18 protein-coding genes and 1 pseudogene are annotated in these 24,110 nt (G+C 73.1%); 12 read left to right on the top strand and 7 right to left on the bottom strand.

What is annotated here, in order from left to right:
* The first annotated feature begins 80 nt into the window (after positions 1 to 80).
* Both ilvC and serA read left to right on the top strand, forming a co-directional pair.
* Entirely contained in the window at positions 81 to 1,079 is a 999-nt protein-coding gene (ilvC, locus tag LC193_RS23475; protein ID WP_226077225.1) for a ketol-acid reductoisomerase, read from the top strand.
* A gap of 207 nt (positions 1,080 to 1,286) precedes the next feature.
* Positions 1,287 to 2,876 carry a phosphoglycerate dehydrogenase gene (serA, locus tag LC193_RS23480; RefSeq protein ID WP_226077226.1) on the top strand — a complete coding sequence of 530 codons (1,590 nt, stop codon included), beginning with the start codon at positions 1,287 to 1,289 and terminating at the stop codon, positions 2,874 to 2,876.
* 110 nt (positions 2,877 to 2,986) lie between these two features.
* Here the strand turns inward: serA and LC193_RS23485 are convergent, their stop codons facing one another.
* The 3 genes from LC193_RS23485 to LC193_RS23495 form a co-directional block, all read right to left on the bottom strand.
* Positions 2,987 to 4,027 carry an NAD(P)-dependent alcohol dehydrogenase gene (locus LC193_RS23485; protein ID WP_226077227.1) on the bottom strand — a complete coding sequence of 347 codons (1,041 nt, stop codon included), beginning with the start codon at positions 4,025 to 4,027 and terminating at the stop codon, positions 2,987 to 2,989.
* A gap of 69 nt (positions 4,028 to 4,096) precedes the next feature.
* Positions 4,097 to 4,864, bottom strand: coding sequence for an SDR family NAD(P)-dependent oxidoreductase (locus LC193_RS23490; RefSeq protein WP_226077229.1), 768 nt, complete (start codon positions 4,862 to 4,864; stop codon positions 4,097 to 4,099).
* 238 nt (positions 4,865 to 5,102) lie between these two features.
* Positions 5,103 to 6,116, bottom strand: coding sequence for a glycoside hydrolase family 6 protein (locus LC193_RS23495; protein WP_226077230.1), 1,014 nt, complete (start codon positions 6,114 to 6,116; stop codon positions 5,103 to 5,105).
* Between the two features lie 351 nt (positions 6,117 to 6,467).
* On the opposite strand from LC193_RS23495, the gene LC193_RS23500 reads away from it, so the two are divergent.
* Entirely contained in the window at positions 6,468 to 7,082 is a 615-nt protein-coding gene (locus tag LC193_RS23500) for a lytic polysaccharide monooxygenase auxiliary activity family 9 protein (protein WP_404819556.1), read from the top strand.
* Between the two features lie 199 nt (positions 7,083 to 7,281).
* Here the strand turns inward: LC193_RS23500 and LC193_RS23505 are convergent, their stop codons facing one another.
* Entirely contained in the window at positions 7,282 to 8,442 is a 1,161-nt protein-coding gene (locus LC193_RS23505) for a PucR family transcriptional regulator (protein ID WP_226077234.1), read from the bottom strand.
* A 149-nt stretch (positions 8,443 to 8,591) separates the two neighbouring features.
* On the opposite strand from LC193_RS23505, the gene LC193_RS23510 reads away from it, so the two are divergent.
* The 8 genes from LC193_RS23510 to LC193_RS23545 all read left to right on the top strand — a co-directional run bounded on the left by LC193_RS23510 (position 8,592) and on the right by LC193_RS23545 (position 18,096).
* Positions 8,592 to 9,539, top strand: a complete 948-nt coding sequence (locus LC193_RS23510) for a proline dehydrogenase family protein (RefSeq protein ID WP_226077236.1) — start codon at positions 8,592 to 8,594, stop codon at positions 9,537 to 9,539.
* A gap of 113 nt (positions 9,540 to 9,652) precedes the next feature.
* Positions 9,653 to 11,284, top strand: coding sequence for an L-glutamate gamma-semialdehyde dehydrogenase (gene pruA, locus LC193_RS23515; protein WP_226077238.1), 1,632 nt, complete (start codon positions 9,653 to 9,655; stop codon positions 11,282 to 11,284).
* Positions 11,285 to 11,537: 253 nt separating this feature from the next.
* A complete protein-coding gene (locus LC193_RS23520) occupies positions 11,538 to 11,726 on the top strand; it encodes a hypothetical protein (protein ID WP_226078925.1) in 189 nt (62 codons plus the stop codon).
* Positions 11,727 to 11,821: 95 nt separating this feature from the next.
* Positions 11,822 to 12,865: a 3-isopropylmalate dehydrogenase gene (locus tag LC193_RS23525; protein WP_226077240.1), complete on the top strand. Its 1,044-nt coding sequence runs from the start codon at positions 11,822 to 11,824 to the stop codon at positions 12,863 to 12,865.
* Between the two features lie 228 nt (positions 12,866 to 13,093).
* Positions 13,094 to 14,197, top strand: coding sequence for a branched-chain amino acid aminotransferase (locus tag LC193_RS23530; RefSeq protein WP_226077242.1), 1,104 nt, complete (start codon positions 13,094 to 13,096; stop codon positions 14,195 to 14,197).
* A 232-nt stretch (positions 14,198 to 14,429) separates the two neighbouring features.
* Complete coding sequence (gene cimA / locus LC193_RS23535; RefSeq protein ID WP_226077244.1) at positions 14,430 to 16,043, top strand: citramalate synthase; 1,614 nt, start codon at positions 14,430 to 14,432, stop codon at positions 16,041 to 16,043.
* Positions 16,044 to 16,226: 183 nt separating this feature from the next.
* Positions 16,227 to 17,822: an acyl-CoA carboxylase subunit beta gene (locus tag LC193_RS23540; protein WP_086157810.1), complete on the top strand. Its 1,596-nt coding sequence runs from the start codon at positions 16,227 to 16,229 to the stop codon at positions 17,820 to 17,822.
* A 64-nt stretch (positions 17,823 to 17,886) separates the two neighbouring features.
* A complete protein-coding gene (locus tag LC193_RS23545) occupies positions 17,887 to 18,096 on the top strand; it encodes an acyl-CoA carboxylase subunit epsilon (protein ID WP_226077245.1) in 210 nt (69 codons plus the stop codon).
* A gap of 99 nt (positions 18,097 to 18,195) precedes the next feature.
* Here LC193_RS23545 and LC193_RS29230 read toward each other — a convergent pair whose 3' ends face one another.
* The 3 genes and pseudogenes from LC193_RS29230 to LC193_RS23555 all read right to left on the bottom strand — a co-directional run bounded on the left by LC193_RS29230 (position 18,196) and on the right by LC193_RS23555 (position 19,812).
* Positions 18,196 to 18,330, bottom strand: a complete 135-nt coding sequence (locus tag LC193_RS29230; RefSeq protein ID WP_404819557.1) for an aromatic-ring hydroxylase C-terminal domain-containing protein — start codon at positions 18,328 to 18,330, stop codon at positions 18,196 to 18,198.
* Positions 18,331 to 18,419: 89 nt separating this feature from the next.
* Positions 18,420 to 19,180 (bottom strand): annotated as a pseudogene (locus LC193_RS29235) (FAD-dependent monooxygenase); the annotation flags it as partial.
* Positions 19,177 to 19,812 carry a PadR family transcriptional regulator gene (locus tag LC193_RS23555; protein ID WP_226077247.1) on the bottom strand — a complete coding sequence of 212 codons (636 nt, stop codon included), beginning with the start codon at positions 19,810 to 19,812 and terminating at the stop codon, positions 19,177 to 19,179. The gene LC193_RS23555 and the pseudogene LC193_RS29235, both read right to left, overlap by 4 nt.
* Positions 19,813 to 20,438: 626 nt before the next feature.
* Here LC193_RS23555 and LC193_RS23560 point away from each other — a divergent pair.
* Entirely contained in the window at positions 20,439 to 24,095 is a 3,657-nt protein-coding gene (locus LC193_RS23560; RefSeq protein ID WP_226077249.1) for a sensor histidine kinase, read from the top strand.
* Positions 24,096 to 24,110: the final 15 nt, after the last annotated feature.

A 24,110-nucleotide genomic window follows, 5' to 3' on the forward strand; every position in this document is an offset into this window, starting at 1 on the left:
GCCGCGCCCCCGGAACGCCGCACTGGACGCGGCCGCCGGCCGCGGCGCACAGCGAACAAGACAAGAGGAGAAGACCCAAAGTGGCCGAGCTGTTCTACGACGACGACGCCGACCTGTCCATCATCCAGGGCCGCAAGGTGGCGGTCCTCGGCTACGGCAGCCAGGGGCACGCCCACGCGCTGTCCCTGCGCGACTCGGGCGTCGACGTCCGGGTCGGCCTGCACGAAGGCTCCACGTCGCGGGTGAAGGCCGAGGAGCAGGGCCTGCGCGTCACCACCCCGGCCGAGGCGGCGGCCGAGGCCGACGTGATCATGATCCTGGTGCCCGACCCGATCCAGGCCAAGGTGTACGAGGAGTCGGTGCGCGGCAACCTCAAGGAGGGCGACGCGCTCTTCTTCGGCCACGGGTTCAACATCCGGTTCGGCTTCATCAAGCCCCCGGCCGGCGTCGACGTGTGCATGGTCGCCCCGAAGGGCCCGGGCCACCTGGTGCGCCGCCAGTACGAGGAGGGCCGCGGCGTTCCGTGCATCGCGGCGGTCGAGCAGGACGCCACGGGCAAGGCGTTCGCGCTCGCCCTGTCCTACGCCAAGGCCATCGGGGGCACCCGGGCCGGCGTCATCAAGACGACGTTCACCGAGGAGACCGAGACCGACCTCTTCGGCGAGCAGGCCGTGCTGTGCGGCGGCACCTCCGCGCTGGTGAAGGCGGGCTTCGAGACCCTGGTCGAGGCCGGATACCAGCCGGAGATCGCCTACTTCGAGTGCCTGCACGAGCTGAAGCTCATCGTCGACCTCATGTACGAGGGCGGTCTGGAGAAGATGCGCTGGTCGATCTCCGAGACCGCCGAGTGGGGCGACTACGTGTCCGGCCCCCGCCTCATCAACGCCGACACCAAGGCCGAGATGAAGCGCATTCTGGCCGAGATCCAGGACGGCAGCTTCGCCCGCAACTGGATGGCCGAGTACAGCGCGGGCCTGCCCAAGTACAACGAGTACAAGAAGGCCGACGGCGACCACCTGCTCGAAACCACGGGCAAGGAACTGCGCAAGCTCATGAGCTGGGTCGACGAAGAAGCCTGAGCCCCTATCCGAGCCCCCGCCGCGGGAGTTCGCTCGATCGAGCGGTGGGCTCGGCAGGCGACTGCCGAGCCCACCACCGCGCCGATACACTGCATGGCGAAAGCGCGTCACAGGCTCACAGCGTCGTGCGTCTCCACGCGGCTGCCCTCTTCTCCCCCCGCCGTCGGCCGTCGGGACGCGGCCTTCCGCAAAGGACAGTGAGACACAGTGAGCAAGCCCGTCGTACTTATCGCTGAAGAGCTTTCGCCCGCCACAGTCGACGCCCTGGGGCCCGATTTCGAGATCCGCCACTGCGACGGCGCCGACCGCGCGGACCTGCTCGGCGCCATCGCCGACGTCGACGCCGTCCTCATCCGCAGCGCCACCAGGATCGACGCCGAGGCCGTGGCAGCGGCCCGCCGGCTCAAGGTCGTCGCCCGCGCGGGCGTCGGCCTCGACAACGTGGACGTCCCGGCCGCCACCAAGGCCGGCGTCATGGTGGTCAACGCGCCCACGTCCAACATCGTGACCGCGGCCGAGCTGGCCTGCGGCCTGATCATCTCCACCGCGCGCAACATCCCGCAGGCCAACGCCGCCCTCAAGAAGGGCGAGTGGAAGCGCAGCAAGTACACCGGCGTCGAGCTGGCGGAGAAGACCCTCGGCGTCGTCGGCCTCGGCCGCATCGGCGTGCTGGTGGCCCAGCGCATGGCCGCGTTCGGCATGGACGTCGTCGCCTACGACCCCTACGTGCAGCCGGCCCGCGCCGCGCAGATGGGCGTCAAGCTGATGTCGCTCGACGAACTGCTCGCCGCGTCCGACTTCATCACCGTCCACCTGCCCAAGACGCCCGAGACCCTGGGTCTCATCGGGGACGAGGCGCTGCACAAGGTGAAGCCCTCGGTCCGCATCATCAACGCGGCCCGCGGCGGCATCGTGGACGAGGCCGCGCTCCTCAGCGCGCTCAAGGAGGGCCGCGTCGCCGGCGCGGGCCTCGACGTCTACGCCAGCGAGCCGTGCACGGACTCGCCGCTGTTCGAGTTCGACACGGTGATCGGCACCCCGCACCTGGGCGCCTCGACCGGCGAGGCCCAGGAGAAGGCGGGCATCGCCGTCGCCAAGTCGGTGCGCCTCGCGCTCGCGGGCGAACTGGTGCCGGACGCCGTGAACGTGCAGGGCGGCGTCATCGCGGAGGACGTCCGTCCCGGGCTGCCCCTCGCCGAGAAGCTGGGCCGCATCTTCACCGCGCTCGCGGGCGAGGTCGCGCTGCGTCTCGACGTCGAGGTCCGCGGCGAGATCACGCAGCACGACGTCAAGATCCTCGAACTGTCCGCGCTCAAGGGCGTCTTCGAGGATGTCGTCGCCGAGACGGTCTCCTACGTGAACGCCCCGCTGTTCGCGCAGGAGCGCGGCGTCGAGGTCCGGCTGACCACCAGCTCGGAGTCGACCGACCACAGGAACCTGATCACGGTGCGCGGGACCCTCACGGGCGGCGAGGTGGTCTCCGTGGCCGGCACGCTGGCCGGTCCCAAGTTCCAGCAGAAGATCGTCGGCATCGGTGAGCACACGGTCGACCTGGCCGTCGCTGACCACATGGCGTTCCTGCGCTACACCGACCGCCCCGGCGTGGTCGGTACGCTCGGCCGCATCCTCGGCGAGGCCGGCATCAACATCGCGGGGATGCAGGTCGCCCGCGCCGAGGAGGGCGGCGAGGCACTGATCGCCCTCACCGTCGACGGCATCATCCCGCCGCAGGTCCTCTCGGAGATCGCCGCGGAGATCGGCGCGACGTCCGCCCGCGGCGTCGACCTGACCGACTGAACGGCCGAGTGACCGGCGGGCCGACCGCCGGCCCGGCCTCGCACGCGGCGGCACCGCGCCACCGCCCGGCCGGGGAGGAGCCCCCTCCCTCGGCCGGGCGACGGGCGGCGCTACCCGTTCGGCAGGATGACGGCGCGCCCGTTGACCTTCCGCTCGTGCAGCCGCTCGTACGCCTTCGGCGCCTCGTCGATGCCGTAGGTCTCGATGTGCACCTCGATGTGGCCGGCCCTGGCCAGGTCGAGCACTTCCCGCAGTTCGCCCCGGCTGCCCCAGTACGGCGCGGTGACGGCCACGTCGAACGCCGTGGTGTTGATGCCGACCGGCAGCGCCCCGCCCCCGAGGCCCACGATGGCGACGTCGGCCTCGACCGAGGCGACGGCACCCGCCGTCTCGGCCGTCGGCCCCGCGCCCACGAAGTCGAACACGGCCTGCGCGCCGCGCCCGCCGGTCAGTTCCCGCACCCGGTCGGCGGCCCGTTCGCCGGACAGCACGGTGTCGTGCGCCCCGACGGTGCGGGCGAGCGCCAGTTTCTCCTCCGACAGGTCGAGGGCGATCACGCGGCTGGGCGTCAGGGCCCGGAGCAACTGGATCGCGACGTGCCCGAGCCCGCCCGCCCCGATGACCACGGCGGTGCTGCCCGGCACGAGCTTGGGCAGCGACCGCTTGATCGCGTGGTACGGCGTCAGCCCCGCGTCGGTGAGCGGCACCGTCGCCACCGGGTCGAGGCCGTCGAGCGGCACCAGGAACCGCGCGTCGTCGACGAGCATGTACTCGGCCATCGCGCCCGGGGCGCCGAGGCCGGGCGGGTTGATCCCGAGTTCGGCCGCGCGCAGGCAGTAGTTCTCCTTGCCCTCCGCGCACTTGGCGCAGCGTCCGCAGCCCTGCGGCCCGTACACGGCGACGAGGTCGCCCTCCGCGAGACCGGTCACCCCGGCACCGAGACCGGCGACCGTGCCCGCGCCCTCGTGCCCGAGGGTCAGGGGCAGCGGGTAGGGGAAGCGGTCCGCGGGCCAGCTCATGAGGGCGATGTCGGAGTGGCACACGCCCGCCGCCGCGACCCGGAGCAGGACCTGTCCAGGGCCCGGCTCCGGCTCGGGAACGGTGACGACCTCGGGCGCGGCCCCGATCTCCCGGTACTGCACGGCCTTCATGGCGTCCCCTTCCGTTCGGTGCGCTCGTGGGTCGGCGCGGGCCCGGGTGCGGTCCCGGCCCGCCGGTGCTCAGCGGGCCGCGTAGGCGCCGTCGACGAGGTGGTAGCTGCCGTGGATGAACGAGGCCCGGTCCGACAGCAGGAAAGCGGTCAGCTCCGCCACCTCCTGCGGGGTGCCGAGCCGCCCCACGGGGTGCAGTTCGACGAGCGCGCCGGTGTCGACGTGCTCGGCGGCGTGCAGCAGGGGGGTGTCGATGAAACCGGGACCGACCGCGTTCACGCGGATGTTGCGCGCCGCGCATTCGAGCGCGGCCGTCTTGGTGAGGCCGACGACACCGTGCTTGGCCGCGACGTAGGCGACCGAGCCCGGCAGCCCGTGCGTGCCGAGGATGGACGCCATGTTGACGATCGCGCCGCCGCCCGCGTCGGCCATCGCGGGAATCTCGTGGCGCAGGCAGTAGAACACGCCGCTGAGGTTGGTATCGACCACGCGCCGCCACTCGTCGATCGGGTATTCCTCGACGGGGCTGCTCGCACCGCCGATCCCGGCGTTGTTCACGGCTAGGTGCAGGGCGCCGAACGTCTCCGCCGCGCTGCTCACAGCGGTGGCGACCGAGTCGGGGTCGGTGACGTCCACGCGGACCGCGGCGGTCCGCGCGCCGCCCGCGGCGATCTCGTCGGCGGCCCGCGCCGCGGCGGGTTCGTTGTAGTCGGCGACGACGACGTTCGCGCCGCCCCCTGCCAGCCGCTCCGCGATGGCCCGGCCGATGCCGGACGCGGCGCCGGTGACCAGAGCGGTGCGGCCGGAGAACTCCGTGCGGTGGTCGGTGACGGTCATGGACGTCGTGCTCCTTCCCGCGCCCCGGCGGACGCCGGCCGTGGCGGCCGGTGACGAGGGCTTCGTCGGCCACGGTCTCCACCGTACCGCTATGTGGCCTATGGCGACATTCGTCCCTTTTATGAGGGTGCCGGGGCCGTCCGGTGCGCGAACGAAACCGGTGCCGCCCCGGGAAGGCTGGGGCGGCACCGGTTCTGGCGGGCGCGCCGACGTCGTCGCGCGCGGTACAGGGACCGCGTCAGCCGCCTGCCAGCTGGTGGGCCATTTCCGGTGAGAACTGCCCGGCCGGGCCGGCGCAGCCGTCCAGCTCGCCCGGCGGTTTCACCCACAGAAAGGCGTCGATCAGTTCGTTGCCGGTGTCCGCCGTGGGGTTCTCGCCGACCAGGCGGCCGGGCGGATCGCACCACTCGGAGCCGGCCGGGCCGTTCCCGTTGCGGCTGGTGTCGATGACCGCCCTGAGGCTGTCGTCGCCGAGCGCGGCGAGCACGTCCTGCGCGAAAGCGACCTCGTCCCCGGTGGCGCGGTAGTTCGACACGTTGCTGTAGATGCCGTCCCCGCTCTCCAGCACGCCCGCCTCGGTGAGGGTGGCGGCCATCGCGGCCGGCTCGTGCCAGGCCGAGTGCCCGGCGTCGAAGTACACCCGCGCCTCGGGGTTGGCGGCGTGGATGAGGTCGGCGGCCCGGGCGAGGGAGGAGAAGCGTTCGGCGCGCTCGGCGCCGTCGAGGCAGGTGGTCAGCGCGAGGGAGTCCGGTTCCAGGATGACGGCCGCGGGGCCGCTGCCGAGCCCGGCGGCGAAGTCCTCCACCCAGTCCAGGTAGCTCGGGAAGTCGGGGGCCCCGCCCGCGGACGCGCCGCCGCAGTCCCGGTTCGGGATCATGTAGGACACCAGCACGGGCACCTCACCGGCCGCCTCCGCGGCGGACGTCACCGCGGCGGCGTCCCGCGTGACGGTGCCGGGTTCGTAGTGCGAGAACCACACCGCCTGCGGCTGGGCGGCGATCCGGTCGGCGATCAGCGGCTGCCGCGGGTCTCCCGGGTTCGCCTCGACCCACGCGTGCACCTGGAGCGGGTAGTCGTGGAACTCCGTGCCGTCGGGCAGGCCGGCCGCCTGCGCGCCGTGGGCGGCGGGAACCGAACCCCAGGTGAACGCGGTGGCGAGCGCCGCTCCTGCCGCGATCAGCAGGGCGGCGCGAGGGCGCCCGGCGGGGCGCGTGCGGTGATCGGGCGGCTGTGCGGCTCGTGGGGTGCGCATGCGGCTCTGTTCCTTTCGGAGCGCCGTGTGGGGGGAATGGGAGCGCTCCCATAGAGGCAGAACATAGCGGCTCGCGGCGGTCGAGTAAACGGTCGCGGCGCATCCGGGTCGTATGAAGTCGCGGCAGCGGTCGGGTGCCGGTGTCGTCCGCCCCGCCGGGCGGGCGGGGCCGGTCCGGGAGAGCGGAAGGCCCGTTGTCCTGCCGGATGTTTCGGCGATGTGTCGCGGGGTAAAGCCGATGTACTTTGGGAGCGCTCCCACGACCGGACCCCACAACCGGAAATCGGAGACCGCGCAATGCACGTGCTGAGAGACACGCACAGCCCCCGCTGGACGCTTCGCGCCCTGGCCATGCTGTCCGCGGCGATCATGTTCCTGATCCCCTGGGCCGGCGACGCGAAGGCCCACGGCTCGATCGTCGACCCCGCGTCCCGCAACTACGGCTGCTGGGACCGCTGGGGCCACGACCACCTCAACCCGGCCATGGCGCAGCAGGACCCCATGTGCTGGCAGGCGTGGCAGGACAACCCCAACGCCATGTGGAACTGGAACGGCCTGTACCGCAACAACGTCGGCGGGAACCACCGCGGGCAGGTGCCCGACGGGCAGCTGTGCAGCGGCGGCAGGACCGAGGGCGGCCGGTACAACTCGCTCGACGCGGTCGGCCCCTGGAAGACCACGGACGTCGGTGACGACTTCACCGTGCACCTGTACGACCAGGCCAGCCACGGCGCCGACTACTTCCAGGTCTACGTCACCAAGCAGGGCTTCGACCCGGCCACCGAGGCCCTGGGCTGGGGCGACCTCGAACTCGTCGAGCAGACCGGCTCCTACGCCCCCGCGCAGAACATCTCGATCGACGTGAGCACCTCGGGCCGCAGCGGTCACCACGTGGTCTACACCATCTGGCAGGCCTCGCACATGGACCAGGTGTACTACCTGTGCAGTGACGTCAACTTCGGCTGACGCCAGCTGAACACCGGTCCTGTGCCCGGTTGACGCCGCGCGGACCCGGCCGCCCACCGCACCCACGCAACCGGGCGTCCGGCGCCACCCGTATCACCCGTACGAAGGAGCCCCGCCGGCGGACCGGCGGGGCTCCTTCGCGCCGCCACCGGCCGGGGCGCGGGCGGCACGGACGGCGGCGCCCGTTCCCGCGATCCGCTCAGGTGCCGGGGAACGCGCCCGGCCCCCGGGGGGCCCGCAACCGCGCGGTCTTGAGCGCCATGTGCAGCAGCAGCCGGTCCGTTCCCGTGCCGAGGTCGAGGCCGGTGAGGCGCTCGACCCGCGCGAGGCGGTAGTACAGCGTCTGCCGGTGGATGCCCAGGGCGGCTGCCGTGCGGGCGGCCTGACCCGCGTGGTCGAGGAACACCTCGGCGGTGCGCGCGAGCTGGGCGTGCTCCGGGGCGAGCAGCGGCGCGACCGCGGGGTCGGGCGCGGCCTCGGGCAGGGCCGTGAGCAGCCGGTAGGGGCCGAGCCCCGCCCACTCGGCGACCGGGCCCCGGTGCCGTTCCGCGGCGGCGGCGCGCGCGGCGGCCAGCGCCTCGCGCCACGCTTCCGGCAGCGCGTCGGGGCCGGTCCGCGCGTCGCCGATGCCCGCGGTGGCGCCGCCGCGCAGCCGCTCGGCCACCGTCCGCGCGGCAGCGGGACGGGCCAGGGCGGCGAGCGCGGGCGCGGCCCCCTGCGGCGAGCCGGGCCGCGCGGGCACGAGGCACTGCGCGAGGGAGCCGGGCGGGGCCGTCGGCACGCCGGCCGCCGTCGCGCGTTCCGTGCCGGGCCAGGGCAGCACGGCGACCATCGTCAACGGCCCGTCCGCGGCAGGGCCCAGGGCCGCGGCCAGCGCGGCGCCCGCGCCCTGCCCGGTCTCCGCGAGCACGGCGTGCAGCAGCTCGCCGAGCCTGGCGCCGGCCCGCGCCTCCTCGGCGAGCAGCGTTCCGATGCGCCCGGCCGTGTCCATGGCGGCCGAGAGGCGCGGGTCGTCGAGCGCGATCGCGCCGTCGTCGAGCAGCCAGATGTAGCCGTGGACGACCGCGCCGTGCCGCGCCGGCAGGCAGATCCGGCCCGTGAGCACGCCGGCGGACGGCTCGGGCGGGATGCGCACAGGACCGCGCGCCGTGGTGATGCCGAACGCCTCGAACCACTGGCGCACCGCGGGCGACGAGCGCCTGCGCAGGATGGAACGGGTCCGCACCGGGTCCATGACCTGGTCGTCCTCGCTCTCGTGGGCGCCGAACGCGATCAGCGCGAAGTCCCGCCCCTCCAGCGTCGCCGGGGTGCCCAGGAGCACGGTGACCTCGTCGATCAGATGCTGGTAGTCCGTTCGCACGCCCCGTCGCACCTCCTCGCCGGCCATTGTCCCCCGTTCTCATACAAGTGTCTGAGACTGGTGACACGGATGCCGGACACCTGTCGATGGCAGCGGACCCGGGCGGAACCTACCTTCTCGGTAACGCCCCTCGTACCCGGAGGTGACCCGTGCTGGGACCCGCCCTTCTCGCCGCGGCGCGCAGTGACGGCATCCGCCGCCTGGTCTCCGCCGCGCCCGTGACCCGTTCCGTCGTGGACCGCTTCGTCGCGGGGGAGCGGCTGCCCGAGGCGGTCGCGGTCTCCGCCGGGCTGATCGGGTCGGGACTGACGGTCACGCTCGACCACTTGGGCGAGGACGTGACCGACCGGGCCCAGGCGCTGCGCACCCGTGACGCCTACCTGGCGCTCACCGAGGCGCTGACGCGGGCGGGCTTCGGCGCCGCCGCCGCGGGCACCGACGGGGCCGCGGAGCTGTCCGTGAAGCTGTCCGCCTTCGGCCAGGCCCTGCCGGGCGGGCACGATCTGGCCCTCCGGAACGTGCGCCCGGTCGTGGAGGCCGCCGCCGCGGCCGGCATCGGCGTCACCCTGGACATGGAGGACCACGGCACCACGGACTCGACCCTCGCCGTGCACCGCGAGCTGCGCGAGGAGTTCCCCGCCACCGGCGCCGTCGTGCAGTCCTGCCTGCTGCGCACCGAGGATGACTGCCGCGCGCTCGCCGCCGCGGGGGCCAGGGTGCGGCTGGTCAAGGGCGCCTACCGCGAGCCCGCCGCCGTGGCCCACCAGGAGCGGCGCGCGGTGGACCTGAGCTATGTCCGCTGCCTGCGCATCCTGCTCGCGGGCGGCGGCTACCCGATGCTGGGCACGCACGACCCGCGCCTGATCGCCATCGCGCAGACGGTCGCGGAGCGGCTGGGCCGGAAGCCGGACGGGTACGAGTTCCAGATGCTGTACGGCATACGCGAGCACGAGCAGCGCCGGCTGGCGGCGGAGGGGCACCGCGTGCGCGTCTACGTGCCGTACGGCACCGACTGGTACGCCTACTTCATGCGGCGGCTGGCCGAGCGGCCCGCGAACCTGACGTTCTTCCTGCGCTCCCTCGCGTCGAGGAGCTGAGCCCCGCGCGACCCGGCCGGACCGCCGCGCCGACCGGTCCGACCGCCCCTGAGGCCGGCGGCCGGCGCCGACCGAACCGACAGCCAACGCACCACCCGAAGGAGTTGACGGCCATGGACGCCGTGACCCAGGTCCCCGTGCCGGCGAACGAGCCCGTGCACACCTACGCCCCCGGCTCCCCCGAGCGCGCCCGACTGGAGCGGAAGCTGAAGGAGCTGGCCGAGAACCCGATCGAGCTGCCCATGACCATCGGCGGCACGGAGCGGCTCGGCGGCGGCGAGCGCTTCGACGTGGTGCAGCCGCACCGCCACGCGGCGCGGCTCGGCACGGGCGCGCACGCCACCGCGCGGGACGCGCGGGACGCCATCGACGCCGCGCTCGCGGCGGCGCCGGCGTGGCGGGCGCTGCCGTTCGACGACCGGGCGGCGGTGTTCCTGCGGGCCGCTGAGCTGCTGTCCGGGCCGTGGCGGGAGACGATCGCGGCCTCCACGATGCTCGGGCAGTCCAAGACCGTGCAGCAGGCCGAGATCGACGCGCCCTGCGAGCTGATCGACTTCTGGCGCTTCAACGTCCACTTCGCCCGGGAGATCCTGGCCGAGCAGCCGCCCGTGCAGCCCAAGGGCGTCTGGAACCGGATGGACTTCCGGCCGCTCGAAGGGTTCGTCTACGCCGTCACGCCGTTCAACTTCACGGCGATCGCCGGCAACCTGCCGAGCGCCCCGGCCCTCATGGGCAACGTGGTGGTGTGGAAGCCGTCGCCCACCCAGACGCACTCGGCGGTGCTGCTGATGCGCCTGCTCAAGGAGGCGGGGCTGCCCGACGGCGTGATCAACCTGGTGACCGGCGACGGGCGCGCGGTGTCCGAGGTGGCGCTGCCGCACCCCGACCTGGCCGGCATCCACTTCACCGGCTCGACGGCGACGTTCCGGTACCTGTGGCAGCAGGTCGGCACCCACCTGGAGAACTACCGCGGCTACCCGCGGATCGTGGGGGAGACCGGCGGCAAGGACTTCATCGTCGTGCACCCCACGGCCGACCCGGCGGCCGTGAAGACCGCGATCGTCCGCGGGGCGTTCGAGTACCAGGGGCAGAAGTGCTCGGCGGCCTCGCGCGCCTACGTGCCGCGTTCGCTGTGGGAGGGCGGCCTGCGGGACGCGGTGGTGGCGGAGACCGAGAGCCTCACGATGGGCGACCCGTCCGATCTGTCGCACTTCATGGCCGCCGTGATCGACGAGCGCGCGTTCGGCAGGGTCAGGGCCGCGCTGGAACGGGCGGCCGCCGACCCCTCGTGCGAGATCGTCGCGGGCGGCACGTGCGACGACTCGGTCGGCTGGTTCGTGCGCCCGACGGTGATCACCTGTTCCGACCCGGAGAACGAGGTGTTCCGCACCGAGTACTTCGGTCCGGTCATCGCCGTTCACGTGTACGAGGATGACGACTTCGACGCCATGCTCGACCAGATGGAGTCCGTCGCCGACTACGCGCTGACCGGTGCTTTCTTCTCGGGCGACCGGGCGCTCGCGGCCCGGGTCAGTGAGCGGCTGCGCTTCGCGGCGGGGAACTTCTACCTCAACGACAAGCCGACAGGATCGGTCGTCGGCCAGCAGCCCTTCGGCGGCGCGCGGGCCTCCGGCACCAACGACAAGGCGGGCTCGAAGTTCAACCTGCTGCGCTGGGCCTCGCCCCGGGTCGTCAAGGAGACCCTGGTGCCGCCGACCGACTACCGCTACCCGCACATGGGCTGAGGACCGGCAGGGCCCGGCCCGGCGCGCGCGGCCGGTCCGCGCGCCCCGGGCCGGGTGGCGGCTCGCGCCCCCGGAGTCCCTGGCGCCCCGTCCGGCACAGGCGTAACGGCCGGGGGCGGCGTTCGTCTCAGATAGTAGGACGCCCAGGTATTTGGCGAGACATTACGGCGCCCCACCGCTAGTTTTGTGGAGGTCGCACTTCGGGCACCGTCGCCCCCTGCCGTCCCGTCTCCCTCACTGGAGCTGATCCGCCATGGACGCCACCGCAACGCTTCCCCAGCGCGGCACCACCACCACGCACGCCGAGCCGACCCGGCGGAGGGCGCTCGGCCGGGCCCGCGCCGCGGCGCGGGAGGCGCGCGAGGCCAGCCGCAGGCAGGCCGCCGCCGCCCTCCAGTGCGCGCTCGACCGCCGGGACAACGGCGGCACCGGCGGCCACTGACGCCGCTCGCCGCCGCCCGGCCCGCCCGCTCGGCAGTCCTGTCCACATGCTGGACGCATCGTGTCGCTTCCTGGGACGCCGCGTATGGTCGCCCCATGGCTCGGAGCATCGATCTCGCAGTGATCCCCGGCGACGGCATCGGCCCTGAGGTGGTGGCCGAGGGACTCAAGGTCCTCGCCGCCGCCCTGCCCCAGGACGTCAAGCTGGAGACGACCGAGTACGACCTCGGGGCCGCGCGCTGGCACGCCACCGGCGAGACCCTTCCCGACGCCGAGCTGGAACGGCTGGCCCGGCACGACGCCATCCTGCTCGGCGCCATCGGCGACCCGTCGGTCCCCTCCGGGGTCCTGGAGCGCGGCCTGCTGCTGAAGCTGCGCTTCGCGTTCGACCACTTCGTCAACCTCAGGCCGAGCCGCCTCTTCCCGAACACGGCCACCCCGCTGGCCGGGCGCCCCGACATCGACTTCGTCGTCGTCCGCGAGGGCACCGAGGGGCCGTACGTCGGCAACGGCGGTTCCATGCGCACCGGCACGCCCGCCGAGGTCGCCACCGAGGTCAGCATCAACACCGCCTACGGCGTGGAGCGCGTCGTGCGCGACGCCTTCGAACGCGCCGCCGCGCGCCCGGCCAGGAAGCTGACCCTGGTCCACAAGAACAACGTCCTGGTGCACGCCGGCCACCTGTGGAAGAACACGGTCGACCGCGTCGCCGCCGAGTACCCGCAGGTCACCACCGACTACCTGCACGTCGACGCGGCCACGATCTTCTTCGTCACGCAGCCGGAGCGCTTCGACGTCATCGTCACCGACAACCTCTTCGGCGACATCCTCACCGACCTGGCCGCCGCCGTCACCGGCGGCATCGGCCTCGCCGCGTCCGGGAACATCAACCCGGCCGGCACGTTCCCGTCGATGTTCGAGCCGGTCCACGGCTCCGCGCCCGACATCGCCGGCACCGGCAAGGCCGACCCCACGGCCACCGTGCTGTCCGTCGCCCTGCTGCTGCGCCACCTCGGCCACGAGGCCGAGGCCGCACGCGTCGAGGACGCGGTCAGCGCCGATCTCGCCGCCCGCGACACCGCCTCGCCCCGCACCACGCGGGAGATCGGTGACGACCTCGCCAGGCGAGTAGCGGGCTAGCCCGCCGGCTCGTACCACGTGCCGCCGGGTCCGGGTGCCCGGCGGCTTACGCGAGTCCGCGGCCGGGTGCCACCATCGTTCCCTGGGCCGCCAGAACCTCCCGCCAGTCGCGGGACCCGAGCGACAATCGGACGCGGGGCTTTCGCCTCCCGATGCTCGGACGTCCTAATACCGTGTGGGCGACGGGCAGGCGGCCCGCCAGAACCCGACGTGAAGGACGCGTATCCCATGACCACCCGCATCCCGTTCGACCTCAAGCCCGCCGCCCAGCCGTTGTCCGACGAGGAGCGCGCCGCCGCGCTCGCCAACCCCGGGTTCGGCCGCTACTTCACCGACCACATGGTCACCATCCGCTGGACGGAGGGCCGCGGCTGGCACGACGCGCGGCTCCAGCCCTACGCGCCCGTCCCGATGGACCCGGCGACCATGGTGCTCCACTACGGGCAGGAGATCTTCGAGGGGCTCAAGGCGTACCGGCAGCCCGACGGTTCCGTCGCGGTCTTCCGCCCGGAGGCCAACGGCCGGCGCTTCCAGCTCTCCGCGCGCCGGCTCGCGATGCCGGAGCTTCCGGTCGACACGTTCGTCGAGGCGATCGACCTGCTCGTCGCCCAGGACGAGGCATGGGTGCCGACGGAGGGGGAGCAGTCGCTCTACCTGCGCCCCTTCATGTTCGCCACCGAGGTGGGCCTCGGCATCAACCGGCCGGCCAACGAGTACCTGTTCATGATCATCGCCTCGCCCGCCGGCGCCTACTTCCCGCGCGGCATCAAGCCCGTCTCCGTCTGGCTCTCCCAGGAGTACGTGCGGGCCGCTCCCGGCGGCACGGGCGAGGCCAAGTGCGGCGGCAACTACGCCTCGGCCTTCGTCGCGCAGGCCGAGGCCACCCGGCAGGGCTGCGACCAGGTGGTCTGGCTGGACGCGAACGAGCGCCGGTGGGTCGAGGAGATGGGAGGAATGAACCTGTACTTCGTCAAGGGCTCGGGCGACGGGGCGACCATCTCGACCCCGGCCCTGACCGGCACGCTCCTGCCCGGCATCACCCGTGACTCGCTGCTGACCATCGCGGGTGACCTCGGCTACGCGACGGAGGAGACCCGCATCTCCACCGAGGACTGGCGGCGCGGGAACGAGGACGGCAGCCTCACCGAGGTCTTCGCCTGCGGCACCGCCGCCGTGATCACGCCCGTCGGCTCGGTGAAGTCGGCCGCCGCCGAATGGACCGTCGGCGACGGGCAGCCCGGCGCGATCACCATGCGGCTGCGGGAGGAACTGCTCGGCATCCAGACGGGAACGGTCGCCGACCGGCACGGATGGATGCACCGCATCGTCTGACCCGCGCACGCCCGCGAAAGCGCGCGGGCGCGCGAACCGGTCCGGATCGTGAGACGGCAGGTGGCACGGGCCGACCCCTGTGCCACACTGCCCCCATGCTTTCCTCCACCATGATTATTGGTGACCGGCGCGCCGGTCCGTGGTGACCGACCCGGACCCGCGTGCAGACCTCTCGCATCCGCGAGGGGTCTTTTCGTTTTCTGGTACTCGCCGAACAGGAGCAGCCACCGCCATGACGACGGACGATCCGGGCCCCTGGGAGCCCGCCGACGCCTTCCACGTGTTCGACACCACGCTGCGCGACGGCGCGCAGCGCGAGGGCATCAACCTCACCGTGGGCGACAAGCTGACGATCGCCCGCCACCTCGACGAGTTCGGGGTCGGTTTCATCGAGGGCGGCTGGCCGGGCGCCAACCCCAGGGACACCGAGTTCTTCCGGCGCGCCCGCGAGGAGATCGACTTCCGCAACGCCCGCCTCGTCGCGTTCGGCGCCACCCGCAGGGCCGGGACCGACGTCGCGGACGACCCCCAGGTGCGGGCGCTGCTCGACTCGGGGGCCTCCGTGGTCACGCTGGTCGCCAAGTCCCACGAGCGCCACGTGCGCCTGGCGTTGCGCACCACGCCGGAGGAGAACCTGGCGATGGTCCGCGACACGGTCGCGCACCTGCGGGCGCACGGCAGGCGCGTGTTCGTCGACTGCGAGCACTTCTTCGACGGCTACGCGGCCGACCCCGGCTACGCACTGGACGTCGTGCGCGCGGCGCACGGGGCGGGTGCGGACGTCGTCGTGCTGTGCGACACCAACGGCGGGATGCTGCCCGCGCGCATCGGCGCGGTCGTCGGGGACGTGGTCGCGGGGACGGGCGCGCGCATCGGCATCCACGCCCAGGACGACACCGGCTGCGCCGTCGCCAACACCCTGGCGGCCGTCGACGCGGGCGCCACGCACGTCCAGTGCACGGCCAACGGCTACGGGGAGCGGGTCGGCAACGCCAACCTCTTCCCCGTCGTCGCCGCCCTTGAGCTGAAGTACGACCGCAGGGTGCTGCCGCCGGGAGCGCTGGCGGAGATGACCCGCATCTCCCACGCCATCGCCGAGGTCGTCAACCTCACGCCGGCCACGCACCAGCCCTACGTGGGAATCTCCGCCTTCGCCCACAAGGCCGGCCTGCACGCGTCCGCGATCAAGGTCGACCCGGACCTGTACCAGCACATCGACCCCGAACTCGTCGGCAACTCCATGCGCATGCTGGTCTCCGACATGGCGGGCCGGGCCTCCGTGGAGCTGAAGGGCAGGGAGCTCGGGTACGACCTCGACGACCGCGACCTGGTCGGCCGGATCGTCGAGCGGGTCAAGGAGCGCGAGCAGCGGGGCTTCACCTACGAGGCGGCCGACGCGTCGTTCGAACTGCTGCTGCGCGAGGCCGTGCACGGCGGCCCGCAGCGCTTCTTCCGCCTGGAGTCGTGGCGCGCGATCACCGACCAGCGCGCCGACGGCTCGGTCGACAACGAGGCCACCGTGCGGCTGTGGGCCAAGGGGGAGCGCGTCCTGGCCAGCGGTGAGGGCAACGGCCCCGTCAACGCCCTCGACCGCGCCCTGCGCTCCGGCCTCGAACGGACGTTCCCGCAGCTGGCGCGCATCCAGTTGCTGGACTACAAGGTCCGCATCCTGGAGGGCAGGCACGGCACCCAGTCGACCACCCGGGTCCTGATCACCACGGGGGACGGCACCGCCGAGTGGTCCACGGTGGGGGTCGCGGACAACGTCATCGCGGCCTCCTGGCAGGCGCTCGACGACGCGTACACCTACGGCCTGCTGCGCGCGGGCCTGCGGCCCGGCGACTGAGCCGTTACCGGACGGTGGGCGGCGCTGTGGCCTCCCCACAGTGCCGCCCCGGCCCTGCTGTACGGTGTCCGCACCGGGACGGCGGCTGAACTCGCGTTCTGTCCAGCGCGGCCATGAAACGGCTGCGGAGACTGTTCGGATCTGACGAGAGCCAACGAGACCGGCGTTTCGTAGGGTCTATACATGACCGATCACGCTCTGACGGATTCACCCGAGACGGCCGCCGCCACCGACACCCGCGGCCGTGTCGCCGAGTTGCGTGCGATTCGTGAGGAGGCGTGGGCGGGCCCGTCGGAGCGGGCGACGGCCGCGCAGCACGAGAAGGGCAAGCTGACGGCGCGCGAGCGCATCGCGCTGCTGCTCGACGAGGACTCCTTCCAGGAAGTGGGGGCGCTGCGGCGGCACCGCGCGACCGGCTTCGGTCTTGAGGCGAAGCGGCCTTACACCGACGGGGTGGTGACGGGCTGGGGGACGGTGCACGGGCGGACCGTGTTCGTCTACGCGCACGACTTCCGCATCTTCGGCGGCGCGCTGGGCGAGGCCCACGCCGCGAAGATCCACAAGATCATGGACATGGCGCTGGCCGCGGGCGCGCCGCTGGTCTCGCTGAACGACGGCGCCGGCGCGCGCATCCAGGAGGGCGTCTCCGCGCTCGCCGGGTACGGCGGCATCTTCCAGCGCAACACCCGGGCCTCCGGGGTCATTCCGCAGATCTCCGTCATGCTCGGCCCGTGCGCGGGCGGCGCGGCCTACTCGCCGGCGCTCACCGATTTCGTGTTCATGGTGCGGGACACGGCCCAGATGTTCATCACCGGCCCCGATGTCGTGCAGGCGGTCACCGGCGAGCAGGTCACGCAGAACGGCCTGGGCGGCGCCGAGGTGCACGCCGGGACCTCGGGCGTGGCGCACTTCGCGTACGACGACGAGGAGACCTGCCTTGAGGAGGTCCGCTACCTGCTGACCCTGCTGCCCTCGAACAACCGGGAGAACCCGCCCTCGGTGCCCGCCAAGGACCCGGCGGACCGGCGGTGCGACGCGCTGGTCGACCTCGTGCCCGTCGACGGCAACCGGCCCTACGACATGCGTGCCGTGATCGAGGAGCTGGTGGACGACGGGGAGTACCTGGAGGTCCACGAGCGCTGGGCGGGGAACATCATCTGCGCGCTGGCGCGGCTGGACGGGCAGGTGGTGGGCGTGGTGGCCAACCAGCCCCAGTCCCTCGCCGGAGTGCTCGACATCTCCGCCTCGGAGAAGGCGGCGCGGTTCGTCCAGATGTGCGACGCGTTCAACATCCCGATCGTGACCCTGCTCGACGTGCCGGGCTTCCTGCCGGGCGTCGACCAGGAGCACGGCGGGATCATCAGGCACGGGGCCAAGCTGCTGTACGCCTACTGCAACGCGACCGTGCCGCGGATCTCGCTGGTGCTGCGCAAGGCGTACGGCGGGGCGTACATCGTGATGGACTCCCAGTCGATCGGCGCGGACGTCACCCTGGCCTGGCCGACGAACGAGATCGCGGTGATGGGCGCCGAGGGCGCGGCGAACGTGATCTTCCGCCGGCAGATCGCGGCGGCGGAGGACCCCGACGCGATGCGGGCGCGCATGGTCAAGGAGTACAAGACCGAGCTGATGCACCCGTACTACGCGGCCGAGCGCGGGCTGGTCGACGACGTGATCGACCCGGCGGAGACCCGCGAGGTCCTCATCGGCGCCCTGGCGATGCTGCGGACCAAGCACGCCGACCTGCCGGCCCGCAAGCACGGCAACCCGCCGCAGTGACCGCGGCCTTCCCGACGACCGAACGCGACCCGCGGGCGCGCGCCCGCGTGAAGGAGATGCCCCGATGAGCCCCGAGACGATCACCGGCCCGCACCTGGTCCGGGTGGAGAAGGGCCGGGCCAGCGACGAGGAACTGGCCGCGGTGACCGCCCTGCTGATGGCCCGTGCCGCGCGCCGCCCGGAGCAGGACGCCGCCCCGGGGCGCAGCTCGGCGCCGTGGCGCCGGTTCGAGCGCGCCCGCGCCTACCGGGCGCCGCACAGCTGGCAGGGCTGACCGGCCCGCCCGGCGCCGCGCCCGCGGCGCCGGGACCTCCGCGCGGTCGTCCCGCGGCCGGTGGCGGCACCCGGCACCCGGCTCGCTGGGACAACACAGCTAGGGCGACGTCTCCGTGGACGCGGCGGCGGACGGGGCCGCCGGGCCGTGCCAGTGCCGCAGCGCTTGGCGGAGCCCGTCGAGGTGGTCGTCATCGGTGGTGCGCAGCCAGGCGGTGTGCCCGTCAGGCCGCATGAGGACGGCCCGGATGCCGGGGTGGTCGGGGCATGTCGCGGTGACTGGGTGTGCGCGGCGTCCCCGGCCAGGACGACCCTGCCGCGGACGTACTCGGACGCCTGCCGGGCGGCGTTGCCGAACCGGGTCAGCCAGCGTGCGGCGCGCAGCTCGACGTGGCGGCCGAGCGCGTCGTCCACCGCGGCCCCGGAGCTGGTCCAGGGCGACCGGGGCGTCCTTGTCCGCCGGGGGTGCCGGTCGGAGGCGATGATCCTGACGTAGCCGGGGCGGGGTATGAACGGCAGCGCCTCGGGGTCGGCGAGCTCGACGTCGCCGAGCGAGGAGTACCGGGTCGCCTCGGTACCGGGGAAGCCGATGCCGGCCTGTTTGCGGACGGTGCTTCGGCCTCCGTCACAACCGACCAGGTACGCGGCCCTGACGCGGTACTCCTCGTCGCCGGTGGAGACGGTGGCGGTGACGGACTCGTCGTCCTGTTCCACGGCGAGCAGTTCGTGTCCGCGCCGGATGTCGGCCCCCCGGGCGAGAGCGTGCTCTTCGAGGATCTGCTCGACCCTGGTCTGCGGGATGCCCGGCGAGTACGGGGGGTCGGTGCGCGTGCCCGCGAGTGAGAGCGTCACCGGCAGGCCGGAGAACGCGGCGTGGGGCGCCTGCCAGCCCTCGCCGACAAGCCTCTCGGCGAGCCCGCGCCGGGCCAGCAGGTCCAGGGCGCGGGCGTTGAAGTGGAAGCCCGGCAGAAGTCCGGCCGCCGGGGATGGCGTTCGACGAGGACGGTGTCGACGCCGGCGAGCCGGAGCTCGCCGGCGGGCAGCAGCCCGGCCGGACCGGCTCCCACGATCAGCACGTCGGTCATCGGGTGCTTCCCTTCCGGTCCGAGGGGGCGGACCAGGTCCAGCCCTGTTCGGTTCGCTCGGCCTCGGGCCAGAGCAGGCTGCCGTCGCGGATCTCGTCGATGGTCCGCCGGGTCCAGGCCAGTTCGGCCTCCCAGGCGTGCAGCGCGCACTCGACCTCGATCATGAACAGCCGGGGGACCGCGCCGGAGCCGACCGTGTCGGCCGGCACCGCGCTCGTCTCCTCGATCCGCCGGGCCAGACGCCCGGCCCGTTCCGCCAGTGCCTCCGCCGCCAGGTCAGGGCCGAGCGCGCCGAGGTAGGACACCGCGGCCATGAATCTCGGGTACTCCGCGACGGGCGTGCGGAGGAGCTCGTCGACCCAGCGGACGAACTCGCTCTGGCCCAGCTCGGTCGTCGCGTACACGGTGCGCTCGGGCTGCCTGCTGTCGGGCACCGTCTCCACCGGCTCGATCCAGCCGTGCCGGACCAGTGCCTCGACCGTGTCGTACAGCGACCCGGAGTCGACCTTGAAGCTGCTGTCCTTGTGCCGTTCCCGCAGGGTGGCGGCCATCTCATACGGGTGCATCGGCTGTGCTTGCAGCAGACCGAGCACGGCCAGCGCCAGTGTGTTGGAGATCTTTCGCTTCGCCATCTATCTCACCGACCTCTACTAGTCGGAACCGACTACGTCGGCTGACGGAGGCGCGTCACATCCGCGTCAGGCGCTCGACTCTCCTCCGGCCGCGAGTCGCGGCGCGCGTTCGAACCGGACGGCTCGTCGGCGCGCCGCCGGGCGCCGCCTCTACCCGCACGAGGCCGGTGATCAGCCAAATGGTGTGTGTGAGTTTCCTCACGAAGACCCCAACAAAGCGGGCATTCTGGGTGAGTTCGTTTTTCCGGCTAAGCCCCCACGGGCGACAAAACCGGATATAACTCCGGCGATTTTCCGTGATGAGTGTGCCGATTCGATGGTGGTCGTGCGGGCAAAGGTCCGATTTCTCCGCACCTGACACGCACCGCTCGTGATCATGTGTCTGCGCAGCGTCATACATGTCACGGGTCCATTCCGGGCCCTTGTTGGAGTACCGCCACTGTGCTGGAATCTCACGGACCGACGCGGGTCGGCATCCCGGTGGAGGGCGCACACCAGCGTCACACACGGGTTGATCACATCGCGCCGGTTGTCCGAACGACCGAAACGGGGCCCACGTGCCCCCGCTCGACACCGCCGCGCCGCGACAGACGGCGCGGCGCTGAGGTCCAGAGGTTGCGACGCTAGTGCAGGGACGTTTCAAGAGGGAAGGCAGCGCTGCGGGGGATGCGGAGCTGAGCGGCAGAAACGACCGCAGCTCCTCCGCGGGGCCTGCCCTGGGCGGCGACCCGGCGCGCAAGGCGGCGGGTGGTGATCAGCCGACCCAGGAGCACGCGGGCGAGGACGCCGCGGACTCCCCGGCTCCATCACCGGCACCCGCCCGCCCGAGCCAGGCGGGCTCAAGGCTCGCGCTGCGCAACTGGCGGATCAGCACCAGACTGGTCTCCCTGATCGCGCTCCCCGTGGTGGCCGCGACCATCCTCGGCGGGCTGCGCATCCAGAGTTCGCTCGACGACATCGAGCAGCTGGACAACATGCAGCTGCTCACCGAGCTGACCCGGCAGACCACGCTGCTCGCCGCCGCGCTCCAGGAGGAGCGCGACCGTTCCGCAGGCCCGATGGTCAGCGCGGGGAACGAGACCGGCGAGAAGAGCGACGAGGTCGCGGGCGCGCGGGAGCGCACCGACGACGCGATCCGCGCGTTCAGCGACGCGCGGCTCCAGATCGACGCCAGCGACGAGGCCATGCGCAGCGTCGAGGCCACGGTCGTCGACATCGGCAGCCGGCTGAACGAGATCAGCCAGATCCGCAACGGCGCCTACGAGGACGCGGACTACGTCGCCCAGACCATCAGCCGCTACAACGAGCTGATCGAGGCGCTGCACGGCCTGTCGCAGGACATGGCGCAGGCCACGAGCAACACCGAGATGATCCAGAGCACGCGCGCCCTGGCCACGTTCTCCGCGGCCAAGGAGCACGCCTCCATCCAGCGCGCCGTGATCACCGCGGGTCTGGCCAGGGACGAGAGGAGCGGCCAGTCCGCCGGGCTGTCCGAGAGCGACTGGCGCTACGGCCGCACCCACCAGCAGGGTGAGGACGCCGCCCTCGACAGCTTCGCCCTCATCTACGGCGAGGACCGGGCCGACGAGATGCTCAACCCGCTCGACGGCGGCATCGCCAACGTCGTCGAGGCCGACCAGTACGCCCGCCAGGTCTTCGCCTCCCTTGAGGGCATCCGCGTCGAGCCCCGCTCCTACCGCGACTGGTACGACCAGGACCGGGCCAAGATCGACGCGATGGCCGCCATCGAGCGCACCCTGCTCGACGAGATGGCGGCGCAGGCCAGTGCCCTGCGCGACGACGCCCAGCGCGACTCGTTCATCAACGGCGCGATCGTCCTCCTCGTGCTCGGCATCTCGCTGGTCGGCGCGTTCGTCGTGGCCCGCTCCATGGTCCGCTCGCTGCGCAGGCTCCAGGACACCGCCCAGGAAGTGGCCCGCACGCGGCTGCCCGAGGTCGTCCGGCGCATGTCCGAGGCGGAGCCCGAGGCGGTCGACACCTCGGTCGAGTCCGTCGGTGTCCACAGCCGCGACGAGATCGGCAAGGTGGCGCAGGCGTTCGACGACGTCCACCGCGAGGCCGTCCGCCTCGCCGGTGAGCAGGCGCTGCTGCGGGGCAACGTCAACGCGATGTTCACCAACCTCTCGCGCCGCAGCCAGGGCCTCATCCAGCGCCAGCTGTCCCTCATCTCCGAGCTCGAATCCCGCGAGGCGGACCCCGACCAGCTCTCCTCGCTGTTCAAGCTCGACCACCTCGCGACCCGCATGCGCCGCAACGGCGAGAACCTGCTGGTGCTCGCGGGCGAGGAGCCGGGCCGCCGGTGGACGCGGCCGGTCCCGCTCGTCGACGTCCTGCGCGCCGCCGCCTCCGAGGTGGAGCAGTACGAACGCATCGAGCTGAGCGCCGTGCCCAAGTCGGAGGTCGCGGGGCGGGTCGTCAACGACCTCGTGCACCTCCTGGCCGAGCTGCTGGAGAACGCGACCTCGTTCTCCTCCCCCCAGACGAAGGTGAAGGTCACCGGTCACGCCCTGCCCGACGGGCGGGTGCTGGTCGAGATCCACGACACCGGCATCGGCCTGTCGCCCGAGGACCTCGCGGAGATCAACGACCGCCTCGCCAACCCGCCGACGGTCGACGTGTCCGTCTCCCGGCGCATGGGCCTGTTCGTGGTCGGCCGCCTCTCCCTCCGGCACAACATCAGGATCCAGCTGCGCCCCTCGGACTCCGGCGGCACGACCGCGCTGGTCATGCTGCCCGCCGACGTCGCGAACGGCGCCGGCAGGCCGAGGCCGGGCGCGAGCGCGCCGGGCGGGCCGCAGGCCGCGACCGCGCAGCGCGGCCCGGCCACCGCGCAGGGCGGCGGCCCCGGCCCCGACACGGCGGAACTGCCGGGCTGGAACCGCAGCCTGGAGCGCACCGCGGAACAGCAGTCCCGCGGCCAGGTCGGCGGCGGACAGCGGCGCCCGGCGCTGCCCTCCCGGCCCGTCGGAAGCGCGGGCCCGGGCGCCGACTCCGGCGCGCAACCCGGCGCCGAGCAGCCCGCCGGCGCTCCGCAGCAGCCCCTCGCGCCCCAGGCGGGCGCGCCCGCGCCCCCGCAACCGGCACGGGAGCGCCCGGCCGAGCAGGGGCGGCGGCACGAGGCCGGCGAGCCCCAGCCGCCCCGCGTTCCCCAGCAGCCGCAGAGTCCCGCGCAGCCGCAGCAGCCCCTGCCCGGCGGGCCGCAGGGCGGTCGGCCGAGCTGGGCCGCGGGACCCGAGGACAGCGGGCGAATACCCGCACTCGGAGACCCCGCGGACGAGTTCCGCGGCCACGACGAGTCCGAGTCCACCGGCGAGCGCGCCAGGCCCGGCTACCTGGGCGCCGAAGGGCCGGGCCACACCCCGGCGCCCTCGGGCCCCTCCGGCGCCCCGGCCGCTTCCTCCTCCGCCGCGTCCTCCGCCGCCTCCATGTCCTCGGCCTTCGGGCACCGCAGGTCAAGGCAGCGGCAGCAGCCGCCCGAGGAGACCTCGGAGTTCGCGTTCCCCGGGCAGGACGGGCACGAGTCCGCGCACCGGCCGCCCTACGCGCAGACGCACCATGACACCGGCGAGTACCCCCAGTACCAGCAGGCGCCCGACCGGCACCCGCAGGAGCCGGCGGCGTCCGACGCGTACGGGGAGCCGCCCGCGGAGCACCTGGGCTACCAGGGGCAGGCCCCGCAGGCCCCGCCGCCCCACCGGCCCGACGAACTGCGGGACCCGCTGCCCGCGGCCCTGCCGGAACGCGGTTCGGAACGCACTCCGATCTTCGAGGAGATGGAGTCGACGTGGTTCGGGCTGCGCCGTGCACCCGTGCCGCCGCCCGCGCCCGCGCAGGAACAGGCCGCCCCGCCGCAGCCCGCGGCGGCACCCGCCCCGCTCCCCGTCCGGGAGCCGGAGCCCGTGCCGCAGGCCGGCGCGTCCTACGCGCAGCCGGGCCACGACCCCGAGGCCCAGGGCGACCCCGGCGCGCCGTGGCGCCCGTCGCCCAACGACGAACGCTGGCGCCGGGCCGAGCAGCTCCGCCAGCCGAGCGCCGGCGGCGTCACGACCTCCGGCCTGCCGCGACGCGTGCCGCGCGCCAACCTGATGGCGGGCGCGGCCCAGTCGCAGGCGCAGGCCGCGCCCGCGGGGCCGCAGGTCTCCCGGCGGCCCGACGACGTGCGCGGCCGCCTGACCAACCTCCGCCGGGGTATTCAGCAGGGACGCCAGGCCGGTTCCGCGGCCGGCCGTACGGACCAGGGCTACGGCCCCACTTACCAGTAGTAGGAGCGTTAGTGT

The sequence above is a fragment of the Streptomyces marincola genome (assembly GCF_020410765.1).
GTDB classification, from domain to species: domain Bacteria; phylum Actinomycetota; class Actinomycetes; order Streptomycetales; family Streptomycetaceae; genus Streptomyces; species Streptomyces marincola.

What these genes read in the sequence shown, in the direction of transcription:
- LC193_RS23485 (WP_226077227.1), bottom strand. Translation starts at nt 4,027, where the DNA reads ATGAAGGCCGTGCAGTACCGGGAGATCGGGGCCGCGCCCGAGGTCGTC.
- LC193_RS23490 (WP_226077229.1), bottom strand. Translation starts at nt 4,864, where the DNA reads ATGACCGTCACCGACCACCGCACGGAGTTCTCCGGCCGCACCGCTCTG.
- LC193_RS23495 (WP_226077230.1), bottom strand. Translation starts at nt 6,116, where the DNA reads ATGCGCACCCCACGAGCCGCACAGCCGCCCGATCACCGCACGCGCCCC.
- LC193_RS23500 (WP_404819556.1), top strand. Translation starts at nt 6,468, where the DNA reads ATGCTGTCCGCGGCGATCATGTTCCTGATCCCCTGGGCCGGCGACGCG.
- pruA (WP_226077238.1), top strand. Translation starts at nt 9,653, where the DNA reads ATGGACGCCGTGACCCAGGTCCCCGTGCCGGCGAACGAGCCCGTGCAC.
- LC193_RS23520 (WP_226078925.1), top strand. Translation starts at nt 11,538, where the DNA reads ATGGACGCCACCGCAACGCTTCCCCAGCGCGGCACCACCACCACGCAC.
- LC193_RS23525 (WP_226077240.1), top strand. Translation starts at nt 11,822, where the DNA reads ATGGCTCGGAGCATCGATCTCGCAGTGATCCCCGGCGACGGCATCGGC.
- LC193_RS23530 (WP_226077242.1), top strand. Translation starts at nt 13,094, where the DNA reads ATGACCACCCGCATCCCGTTCGACCTCAAGCCCGCCGCCCAGCCGTTG.
- cimA (WP_226077244.1), top strand. Translation starts at nt 14,430, where the DNA reads ATGACGACGGACGATCCGGGCCCCTGGGAGCCCGCCGACGCCTTCCAC.
- LC193_RS23540 (WP_086157810.1), top strand. Translation starts at nt 16,227, where the DNA reads ATGACCGATCACGCTCTGACGGATTCACCCGAGACGGCCGCCGCCACC.
- LC193_RS23545 (WP_226077245.1), top strand. Translation starts at nt 17,887, where the DNA reads ATGAGCCCCGAGACGATCACCGGCCCGCACCTGGTCCGGGTGGAGAAG.
- LC193_RS29230 (WP_404819557.1), bottom strand. Translation starts at nt 18,330, where the DNA reads ATGCGGCCTGACGGGCACACCGCCTGGCTGCGCACCACCGATGACGAC.
- LC193_RS23555 (WP_226077247.1), bottom strand. Translation starts at nt 19,812, where the DNA reads ATGGCGAAGCGAAAGATCTCCAACACACTGGCGCTGGCCGTGCTCGGT.